At 34.0% G+C, this 10,825-nt stretch carries 10 protein-coding genes; all 10 read left to right on the plus strand.

Annotation, left to right across the window (positions count from 1 at the left end):
* A partial coding sequence (locus tag OEW74_RS18065) for a bacteriophage T4 gp5 trimerisation domain-containing protein (RefSeq protein ID WP_416207916.1) occupies positions 1 to 559 on the plus strand: 559 nt, incomplete at its 5' end.
* A gap of 2 nt (positions 560 to 561) precedes the next feature.
* Positions 562 to 2,061: a hypothetical protein gene (locus tag OEW74_RS18070; RefSeq protein WP_265429795.1), complete on the plus strand. Its 1,500-nt coding sequence runs from the start codon at positions 562 to 564 to the stop codon at positions 2,059 to 2,061.
* Positions 2,062 to 2,069: 8 nt separating this feature from the next.
* Positions 2,070 to 2,405 (plus strand): hypothetical protein, encoded by a 336-nt coding sequence (locus tag OEW74_RS18075; protein ID WP_265429796.1) that lies wholly within the window; start codon positions 2,070 to 2,072, stop codon positions 2,403 to 2,405.
* 244 nt (positions 2,406 to 2,649) lie between these two features.
* Complete coding sequence (gene tssD / locus OEW74_RS18080) at positions 2,650 to 3,054, plus strand: type VI secretion system tube protein TssD (RefSeq protein ID WP_265429797.1); 405 nt, start codon at positions 2,650 to 2,652, stop codon at positions 3,052 to 3,054.
* 111 nt (positions 3,055 to 3,165) lie between these two features.
* Positions 3,166 to 4,017, plus strand: coding sequence for a hypothetical protein (locus tag OEW74_RS18085; protein WP_265429798.1), 852 nt, complete (start codon positions 3,166 to 3,168; stop codon positions 4,015 to 4,017).
* 5 nt (positions 4,018 to 4,022) lie between these two features.
* Complete coding sequence (locus tag OEW74_RS18090) at positions 4,023 to 5,276, plus strand: PAAR-like protein (RefSeq protein WP_265429799.1); 1,254 nt, start codon at positions 4,023 to 4,025, stop codon at positions 5,274 to 5,276.
* 3 nt (positions 5,277 to 5,279) lie between these two features.
* Positions 5,280 to 6,188 carry an ankyrin repeat domain-containing protein gene (locus OEW74_RS18095; protein WP_265429800.1) on the plus strand — a complete coding sequence of 303 codons (909 nt, stop codon included), beginning with the start codon at positions 5,280 to 5,282 and terminating at the stop codon, positions 6,186 to 6,188.
* A 207-nt stretch (positions 6,189 to 6,395) separates the two neighbouring features.
* Positions 6,396 to 8,540 carry a type VI secretion system Vgr family protein gene (locus OEW74_RS18100; RefSeq protein WP_265429801.1) on the plus strand — a complete coding sequence of 715 codons (2,145 nt, stop codon included), beginning with the start codon at positions 6,396 to 6,398 and terminating at the stop codon, positions 8,538 to 8,540.
* Between the two features lie 2 nt (positions 8,541 to 8,542).
* A complete protein-coding gene (locus tag OEW74_RS18105) occupies positions 8,543 to 9,604 on the plus strand; it encodes a hypothetical protein (protein ID WP_265429802.1) in 1,062 nt (353 codons plus the stop codon).
* The gene (locus OEW74_RS18110) at positions 9,604 to 10,689 is read left to right on the plus strand and encodes a PAAR-like protein (RefSeq protein ID WP_265429803.1); all 1,086 of its coding nucleotides are present in this window, start codon (positions 9,604 to 9,606) and stop codon (positions 10,687 to 10,689) included. Before OEW74_RS18105 ends, OEW74_RS18110 begins: the two co-directional genes overlap by 1 nt.
* Positions 10,690 to 10,825 lie beyond the last annotated feature (136 nt).

Below are 10,825 nucleotides of genomic sequence, written 5' to 3' on the forward strand. Positions count from 1 at the left end.
CCCCGACCGACCTTTCGTGATGGGTGGAATGTTTCATGGGGGAACAGCTTTGGGTGGATTTGCAGATAACCGTGTAAAATCTATCATGACGAGAAGCGGACATAAAGTGGTTTTTACAGAAGATGAAAGTATTATTATTACCGATAAATCGGGTAATGAAATTCATTTAGATACAACGGGAAGTAATATTAATATCACTGCACCGGAAACGATGACACTAAATTGTAAAAACATGTTTATTAATGTCTCTGAAAACATGACAACAAGTGTAGGAATGGATCAGTCTGATACCATTGGGATGAACAGAACCCAAAGTATAGGATTAAACGCTACCCAAAGTGTGGGAGCTATGAAAATGACTTCTGTAATTGGAGATACAAGTATGTTTATTACAGGGAAATTGACGGAAATGATTGAGGGAGATGTACATAGTGAGACAAAAAAGGAGAGAAATGAATTATCACATGAAGATATTCAGTTTACTTCTGAGAAAAATATTACAAAAAATGCTCAGTCTGAAGTAAAAAATAATAGCGGAGAAGTAAGTAAAAACCATTAGTTATGTCTAGAACCCGAATTGTAAAAGGAAAGTACACCAAGACGGTTGGAGGAAACTATAATATTTCTGCAGAAGGAAATGTTTTTTCTTCTGCAGGCGGTCAGGTTCAGGAAAAGGGATTTGATAATGGTGTCTCTTATGGAAATTTTGAAAGAATTGGGAGTGATGTTAACGAAGATTTTGAAATTTCATTTTCCTTGAGTAAAGACAAAATGTACTCTACAGTAGTTCCTTTTGGAATATTAGATTTTAAAGGGAATTATGAGAATGCTAATTTTGCTTTTAATTACTCATTATTACTTAGTAATGTAGATTCTCTAGAATTTAAGATTTTGAATGAAGATGGCACTACATTATTTTCCATTACCAATTTACCGGAAATTGTAGTTACCGCTAGAAGACTTCCCAAGCTTTCTCAAGATATAACAGACAAAAAACCAAAATATGATCTTTCTAATCCTATTAAAGTGTGGGATTGGAAAAGTGTTTTTGATCCCTATAATACTTCGTCTTCAGATTATACTAAAATTGGGTCTTATGTTATTTTTTGGGATGGTTTTGATAATGATAATATTTATGACAGCTCAAAGTTTAACAATAAAAAATTGAAGGCAGTAATTACTGCAAGTAAAAACGGTAAAGAAAAATCTAAAGAAGTTGAGTTTTCTACAAAATATGATGAGGTAGATTGGGTAGATGTAAAGATTGATAAGAATAATAAAAAAATTGATACAACATTACGTGTTAACCTAAAAGATGGCGGAGCTGAAGGGTTAAAGTGCTCATCTCATCTTGCGGGAGCAAGAGATGAAACTCGTTGGGTGGAAAGTTGCCCTTGGGATAAAATACCTACCACTTCAATTATTGCAGGAAAACCACCAATTAAAGTAAGAACGAGAAGCTTTGCTGATTTGGAAAAATTAGCAATTGATGGGCTTAATTATCATTGGGGAAGAAATAAAAATCATGCAGCAGCCAAAGACGTTAAGATTTTAGGAGAATCATATGAAGTTTATGCGAATGCAGTTAATACAACTGAAAAATCCATGGATGATATAAGCCTCGTTTACAATACTAACGGTAGCTGGATGCGATCTGGAAATCCAGGTACAGCAACCTTAAATCCAATTTCTTGGATTGGAAATTTGATTTCTAGAGAAGCTGTTTGCTATAACGTAGGATATATAAAATATTCAAACGGATGGAGCTATGAATCAGAATTCAATGAAGATGTAAATTTTAAAGAAACATCTGCACATGAGGTTGGACATGAAATTCTTAAATCATATGGAGGAACTACTTATTCATATGGTCACAAAGGTAGTGTAAATGTTGTTACCCAAAGTAATAGCAGCAGTTCTACAAATTATCCGGTAACAGGCGAAATAGACATTATGCCTTATTATAATAATTATATCCCAATTACAGAAAGAAAAAGAATGGCGGCGGCAGAAAAAGATGTACTGAGCTTGATTTGGTTAACAAAAATTGAAATTAAATAATTATTATAATGAAAACACTTCTTTTAAATATTTTTTTAATAGCATCATCTTTCAATGGATGTAAAGATCGACCTAAATTCTATGAAGGCTATATTTATACCAAAGAAAAAATGCCTATTAGTAATGTCAAGATTTGTGAACTTGGTTCCATAAATTGTTCTGAGACTGATGTTAATGGTTTTTTTAAAATTAAGAAAGATAGGGAAAGAATAAGCGATCTTATCGTGTTTTACAAGAACAGTCCTATAGATACCATTAAAACGGCGTGGTCCCAACATGGAGAAAAAATTAACTATTCATTTCTTGAAGGGAAAAAAGATACATTGTTTGTGGATGTTAAATGATACCAAATCTTTCTTAAAAATTCCTTAAAATTAATCAATGTGATAATTTTATTTTATAATATCCAAAACCCTTTATACAAAAGGGTTTTTCTTTGTTTGTATCAAAAGTCGTAGAACTACTACATCAAATCGTAGTATTACTACAAAAACTGAGATTTATTAGATTTATAGCTCCAAAAGAAATCAATGGCTCTATCTTTGGACTAACCAAATCACAAAATATTAACTGTTTAAAATTTACAAAATGGCAGACAATTCAAGAGGAATCTTAAAATTCAACGGAAGCGAAGGACAAAAATTACTAAAGCTTAATTACAGCGTATCGAGATCTACAGACGTTTCAGGACGAGTAGCATCAGATCCTTCCAACGCAATCATCAAATTAACGATTGAAGCAACAGAAAAATCTGAAATTCTTGAAAGTTTGCTTAATGGTAAATACAAACCGACCACAGGTGAAATTACTTTCAACAAATCTCACGAAGAAGGTACTCTGATTACTCTAAACTGGGAAAACGGATACGTTATTCAGCACGAAGTAGATTTTGATGCTATAGACACAAACTCTATGTTGATCAGCTTTGTAGTAAGTGCAGAAAAAATCAATTACGGTGGAGCTGCTTACGAAGGAATCTGGCCGGGAGTATAATTTCCAGCTTATGAAATGATTAATGTGTATGAATAATTTTATTCATACACATTTTCGATATATTATCATTTTTGTTGTAAAATCAGCTTTAATTTTCAAAACTTTCCGGCTATGAATCAAAATGAAGTAAACGAAATTCAAGAATTAAATTCATTTAAATATGCTTGGTACAGAAACGGAAAATATTCTGTTAACGTGAAGTCGTATCTTACCTTAGGCAACGGAAAAGCAAATGAAACAGAAACAGAAGAAATCTGGGAAATTATTCCAGGAGAGTATAAGCATATTGAAATTTTTATTTCTGATAAAAAATATATTCATTTCGATGCTCAGATGAAACCTTTCTATGAAATTTTAGATCAGGTAAATAAAGCAACTGAAAATCTCTCATTACTTCTGAATGAAGATAAAACCATTGAAAAAATAGAAAATGAAGAATTAATTTTTGAAAAGTGGGAAGAGATTAAAAGAAAAGAACTTCGTTTTCTTCAATTGGTAAGAGATTCTTACAACGAAATCATCAATATTTATGATAAAGAATTTCAACGAATTGATGATAATATTAAAGCAAATCTACTTTATCAGATACTTTTTTACCCATTTCCGAATACCGGAGTGAACTTTACAAATGAAGGGGAATTTAAAGAAAGAGAGTTTCTTTCAACTCTTTTTCCGGGCGAAAAAATAGTGTACGAAACAAACTACCAGTTTGTAGATAATAAAAATAAATTTCAAATGAACATCGTAGGAAAGCTTAAAAGCCATACCGGAGATTTTAATGAAATTTATGCTCAAAATTATCAGAAAGCTTTAAATATTCCATTAGAATATGATCTGATGATGGAAGGAGAATATATTTATAACCTCGATTCCGTTTTATCAGAAATTGTATTCCATGTAAAGGAAAAGCTAAATGAAAAAATGCTGTATGTCTGCAGATATCATATTCAATTAATAACATAAACAATATGAGTCAACTGTATATCGCACAAGAAACTCCGCTTATGTGTACCAGCGGAAGACGGCTGATCGGGATAGGAGTCAGTTCTCAGTCGAGTGTTTATCTTAAAAATGGCTCGAAATTGATGGCGACAGAGGATGATCGTTTTAAAGACAATTTTATTTGTCCGCAAATGATGATTGCCGGAGCTGTTGCGGGAGTTGGAATTGCCGCTGCATTTGGTGGCGGATTGTTTGTTTTGGCTGCTGCAGCTTGGGCTGGAAGTGCGCTTATTGATGATTGCCTGAATATCTGCTCATTTCTTACCAAAGGAAGTGACTGGACGAATACGCATCAAAAAGTGAGAGTTGAAGGTAAAAAACCACTTCTTCAAAATTCTACATTGAATTGTTTTTTGGGTGGAACGGTGAAGTTCCATCTTCCTACACCAGCTCAGATTACTGAATTGAGCAACGCTGCAGCGATGGCGCAGGATTCTTATAATGATAATTCTGATGAAGCTGCACAAATTGGAGATTATACAAGAATGAATACTGATGATCAGGCTGTACTCGACGAAATGTTTGGTCCCGGAACTTTCAAACCTGAAGATTTTAATACGAATCGAGATAATGGTTTTTATGCTTCTTTATACAAAAATAATAATACAGGACAATATTTTGTAGCTTTCCGAGGATCGGAACCTAAAGGAATGCAATTTTATCATGACTGGTTTATAGAAGATGGAGGACAGGCTTTTGGAGCTCATACTCCGCAGATAGAAAAAACGATGAATCTCGCCAAGAAGATGAAGGAGGCAACCAACGGAAATACTTCTTTCACAGGACATTCTTTGGGTGGTGGAAACAGCGCAATGGCATCTTATTATACAGGATTACCGGCTTATACTTTCAATACAAGAGGGGTTCATGACAATACTCTTGAATTTCTGGATGAAAAAGGAGCAGTAGGTTCTACTTCTAATATCACCAATTATAGCACGAGTAATGATATCCTAAATACACTTCAGAATAATAGAGAAGGTCTTTTATCTACACTTGCCATTTCAAGAATTCCCGGTCTAAATAAACTGGCAATTTTTGGAGGTCTCACAGGTGGTGTTCCTAGAGCATTAGGTGAACAAAACGAAATTTTCGGATACATTCCGGATAATGAAGGAATGAATCTGAAAACATTCGGAAGCGGTCACAGCGCGTATGCAGATGCTGTAGAAGCGATGATTGCAACCATTAATACCAATGTAATTGCAGTAAACCCATAATCCATGAAAAAAATAATCTTTTTAATCTTTTTTACCATGACCTTATTTTCATGTCAGGATACAAGATCCCGAAAAACTCAAAATAAAGAGCAATATCCTCCTCAAAAATTATTTGAAGGAAAACAATTACAGGCTGCACAGAAAATTTTTGATGAAGATAATTCAGGATTAGAAAGTGCTTTAAAAGATAATCCACAAATCATCAATCAGTTAAGTGATACTAAAGGATATACTTTACTAATGTATGCTTCCATTGTAGAAAATCTTCCTGCAATGGAAATTCTCCTTAAAAACGGAGCAGACCCCAATCTTGTGGTTCCTAATGAAGGGCTTGGTTTACCCCTTTCTCATGCAGTTGCCTTAAATAATTACGAAATGGCTAAACTTTTATTTAAGTATAAAGCTAATCCAAATCCTGAATTAGGGAACAGTCCGCTTTGCAGTGCAATGTTTTTAGGAAACAAACAAACCGAAAGAAAAATGATTGATTTTTTGCTGGAACATGGTGCAGATATTAATCATACTTCTTATTTGGGTGAAAATATTATGGAAGCAGCAGCACGAAATGATTTTGAAACAGCTGAATATTTTTTAGAAAAAGGAGGAAACCCTAAAATAAAAGGAACAGAACTTTCTCCAATGGCAAAATATATTGAGCATGAAAAAAAAGAGCAAGCTAAAAATCAAAACCCTAAAGCAGCTGTTTATCGTGAAAATCTATCGAAAATCTCCAAAGTACTCGAGGATAAATATCATATTACATTTCCTGTAAAAGAAGATCCTAAAGCAGAAGCAAAATTAAGAATGGATCTGTATGAAAAACTGAGTGAAAAAGACAAAAAATCTGTGAATTTTAATAAAAATTATGGTGAAAACAGATATAAAGAAGACCAGAAACTTTTGTCTCAATAAAATAGAAATTACTCAAAAACGAGTCGTAGTATTACTACAAAAAGTGAAATTTTAAGCTTAAATTTTTCTTTCGGTATCAATTATGATTAAATTTAAAATAGTTAGAATCACAAAAATTTTCATAGTAAAAAATATGAAAATTTTGTCATCTCCAATGAGATAGAATAAAATGCAAAAACCAAATTCACAAGTTTAAAGAAAAATATTATGTTTCAGGATAATACCATCAAACCTCAGCTTTCAGACGATATAAAGACTGGTGCTGCACAAAATTTAAAAGAAGAAGTTTCAACAAAAATAGTAGATAAATCCACTGAAAATATTAAAAATGTCAGCCAACCAATGAATGGAGCGGTTCAGAATTCTTCAGACATGTTTATGAATCAGATGACTCAGACCAATAATTCGGAAATAGTAGAAGATAAAGTCTGGGCAAATCAGCCTACTTCAAAAATTCATAATGCATTGGCAATTCCTACAAGCCAGATTTTAGGAATTAACAGAGTGGTAAAGCTCGATTTGGTTATTGAAGGTAAAGAAATCAAACATTTTAAGCATTTTAAATTAAGTCAAAGTGCGATAAAACATCATGAATTCAGCATTACTCTTGCCCATGACACACTTGGTTCTGCAGAAAATCATAATCTTGAAGAAGCTCAGAATTTTTTAGGAAAAAGACTGACTGTTATTTTTAAATATAAAGATGTCATCGATGGCCCCGAAAGAAATTTCGTGGGAGTAATTACTGAAGTTGGTTTCAGCCAGGAAAAAGGCAGTTTAGGAAATATTGTACTGAGTGGTTTCAGCCCGACAATACTTTTAGATGCAGCTCCGCATATTCAGAGTTTTGGAGGAGCTCAACCTATTAGTCTTAACAGTATTGCCGATCAGGTTATCAAAGAAGGACTTGGCGGAAATAAATTCGATTTTCGAGTAGATGCTCAATATGGGAATGTTTCTTATAGCTCTCAATACGAAGAAACGCATTACAATTATTTGGCAAGAATGGCAGAAGCGTATGGCGAACAGTTTTTCTATGATGGAGAAGTTCTTCATTTTGGAAAACTTCCACCAGCCGAACAACCCGTAAAACTCACTTACGGAAGTAATGTGAATGATGTAAAAGTAAGAATGAAAGCACAGCATGTGAATCCTTCATTTTACGGATACAACAGCAGTAAAAACGAAAAACTGACCACAGGAAGTTCTAAAATTAACCACGCTTCCGATATTGCAAAACGCGCCTACGAAATTTCAGAAAAAACATTTACAACACCCTCTCTAAGAGTTGCCCCGATAAAAGCAGCTTCTTTCATGGATATTGATGCTTCACAAAAAGGAACAGCAGGAAGTAAGGCTTCTCAGGTATTTATTACTTCAGGAGAAACTACAGTTCCATTCTTATATCCTGGTTGTACGGCAGATGTTGAGATGAGAAAACAGGATACCAATCAGACTTCTTATTTCACCAAATTAATGATGATTGAGGTGACTCATGAAGTGGATGCAAGAGGATATTATACCGGAAATTTTGAAGCGATTGCTGCAGACAGCGGTTATATTCCACGTCCTGAGTTTGAAAGTCCCAGAGCTGAAGCGCAGTTTGCAAAAGTTACCGCAAATGCAGATCCATTAAATCAAGGAAGAGTAAAAGTTCAGTTCGATTGGCAAAGCGGACAGGATACGTCAGAATTTATCAGAGTAATGACTCCGGATGCAGGAAGTAGTGACAAAGTAAATAAAAACCGTGGATTCATGGCAATTCCTGAAGTTGGTGATCAGGTCGTTGTTAATTTCGTTCATCAACATCCAGACCGACCTTTTGTGATGGGTGGAATGTTTCATGGCGGAGTTGGTGGAGGTGGCGGAGCCGGAAACAATGTTAAAAGTTTATCCAGCAAAAGCGGAAATATTATTTGTTTGAATGACGGTGCCGGAATTGAAATTAAAGACAGAAACGGAAATCATGTTACTTTAAGTGGCACAGGCGATGTTACTACTTTTGTGAGCAATGACAATAATGAAGATATTGGAAATAATCATACTACAAATGTGGCAACTAAAACTACGATTAATGTGGGGAAAGACCAGAGTGTTTTAACGATGGATAATGCCGGGAATATTTCTTTGGAAGGAAAAACTCAGATTGAGCTTAAAGTCGGCGAAAATAAAATAACCATTAAAAAAGATTCGATTACGATATCTGTAGGAAATGGTATGCTTGATATGAATTCTAAAGATAATGCATTGCTTGTAACACAAAATAATTTGAGTCTGCATAGTAAATCTAATACATCAATTAACGCTACAGGTAACACTTATGTTACAGGTACACAGGTGGATATTAATTAAATATGAGGTTTTTAGAATACGAAATCAAAGATGTAGATACCCTAGAGTCTATATCAAAACAATACAACCAAAGTATTGAAGAAATTATAAATTTTCACAATCAGAATTGCGGCATTACGCAACAAATTATAGGAAATACATTTCCTGTATATCTGAAGTTTTTATATTTAAATACAAGTCCTTCTACCAAACCCGATCAGGAAGAGCAAATTTTTACAAGTGAAAGCTCTGCAAGATATCGTTGTGAACAATCAGTAATGACTTATATAGGAGGAATGCTAATCAACCATATCGATACAAAGAGAGAATTTTTGGTAGATAAATTTCAGAAGAACGGTGAAAGTTTTGTAAATACAAAGCTGGTAGAGAATATTATGAATTCTTATCCGGAAGAAATGAAAGAGGCTGTGGATTTGATTTCAGATATAGATTTACTTGCTTGTAATTTACAAGTTTCTTTAAATAAGGAAACAGGAAAAATTGATAAGATAATCAATCACAATAAAATTGTTGAGAGTTGGAAACTGCATAAAGAATATCTGAAAAGCAAATATGGTTTTTTAAGAAACTCCGAAACAAAAGAAAACTTACAGCTATTTCTGCAAACTAATGATGAAATTTTTCTGAATGAAGGAAAATTAAAAGAATGGGTAAACAACAAGATGTTTTTCGATGTGTTCTTTGATAAGTATTTAGTTAGCGATGAGAATGTATTTAGTCCTTTTAAAAAAGATTTATACTCTCAACTGTTCGAAGGAAAACCAATTCCGTTTGACTTCAGGCAGGATATTATTACAGAAACCCAAAATACAATTAATGTAAGGAAAGTTGGAGAAATGATAAAAGACAGAGTAAATACAGCTTCATTGGAAGAAATATATGATATTAAGTTTAAACCTCTGGTTAGTTATAAGTTTTCGGAATTTAAGTTCAGTTATAGAGAAAATTCTACTTATGATTTAGAAAATACTTGGATTACAGCTTCAGACGTTACGATTATTGAAGAAATAAAAAATAATGTAAAACTGATGATCAGTTATAAATTGACAAAAATAGAAGTATAATGGCAGAGTCATACGTTCCACAAGATACAACGGCTGTATGTACGATGATGACAAACGGAGCTCCACAAATGATTAAGATTACGAGCCCGAGTAATGTGATGTATAGTACCAAAACACAGCCTTTTTTGACAATAGTCGATACCAAGCTATCTGGTTCTTTCCAATGTAAAGCCCCTGCAAAATTTTGGGGTGGTCTTCAGGCTTTGGCTTTAGGAATTGCCATTGGAGCTGCTATTGTTCTTACAGGCGGAGCTGCTGCAGTGGTTATTGTAGCTGCATGTGCAATAAGTGTTGCAGCAGGTGGAGTAGCGCTCTATAAAATGGCGCACGATTGTGATGCTACTTTAGATGCAAAATGGTTAAAACCTCATGACAAAGTTCGTTTTAATCAAGAAAAAGCTATTTTAAATCGTTCCTATTTAGATTGTCCGAAAAAAGGTAAGATTACCATTATTATGGATCCTGTCATTGCTCAAAAAGCTGCAGACTTTATCAGCAACAATAATAATAAAGAAGTAATGATGCAGATGGGGAGTCAGTTGGTGATGGGAGTTATTACAGGAGTTACAGCGGGTACTTCTGTAATTGCAGTTGGAGTTACAGGTGCGCTTACTTTGGCTTTATACACGCCAAGTGAAGCATTTGGAGATACTGATTTTGGATCTAATAATGAAGGAACAGCAAGTACAATTTCTGCTGTGGGAAGTGATGCCGTTTCAGCTGGGACAGGAGTTGCGGTTACCAAAGCTACAAGTGGTGCAGTTACCGAGATTGGTGGAACAATAATCAACTCAAATGTAGGAAATGCAGTCGGTGGTTTAGTACAGTATGGTGCAGGTTCAGCTACCGGAAATGTTACCAGAAGTTTTGAAGGTGCTATCCGTAATTTTATTGGTCATCGAGGTTTAAAAGCTAATAATTATGCAGGTTACAAGGGGATTGCTGGCTTTGTAGCCAATATAGCAATAGGTACTTTCGCTGACAAATACGAAAATGGTTTAGCACAAGAAATTGGAGATAAAGCAAGAGATTTTAATAAAAGTGATGCAAAAAATGGGATTGATGTAATCGCAACAAATTCTTAGAATATGAAAGTAATATTTAGAATTGTAGGAGTAGTAGGGGCAATATTAATATTGAATTTTATAATCAATATTATCTTTGTAAGTAAAAATAAAGGAAAAGATTTTGTTAATGAATATATTAAATCATCACAAGAAA

The sequence above is a fragment of the Chryseobacterium sp. YIM B08800 genome (assembly GCF_026163565.1).
Classification (GTDB): domain Bacteria; phylum Bacteroidota; class Bacteroidia; order Flavobacteriales; family Weeksellaceae; genus Chryseobacterium.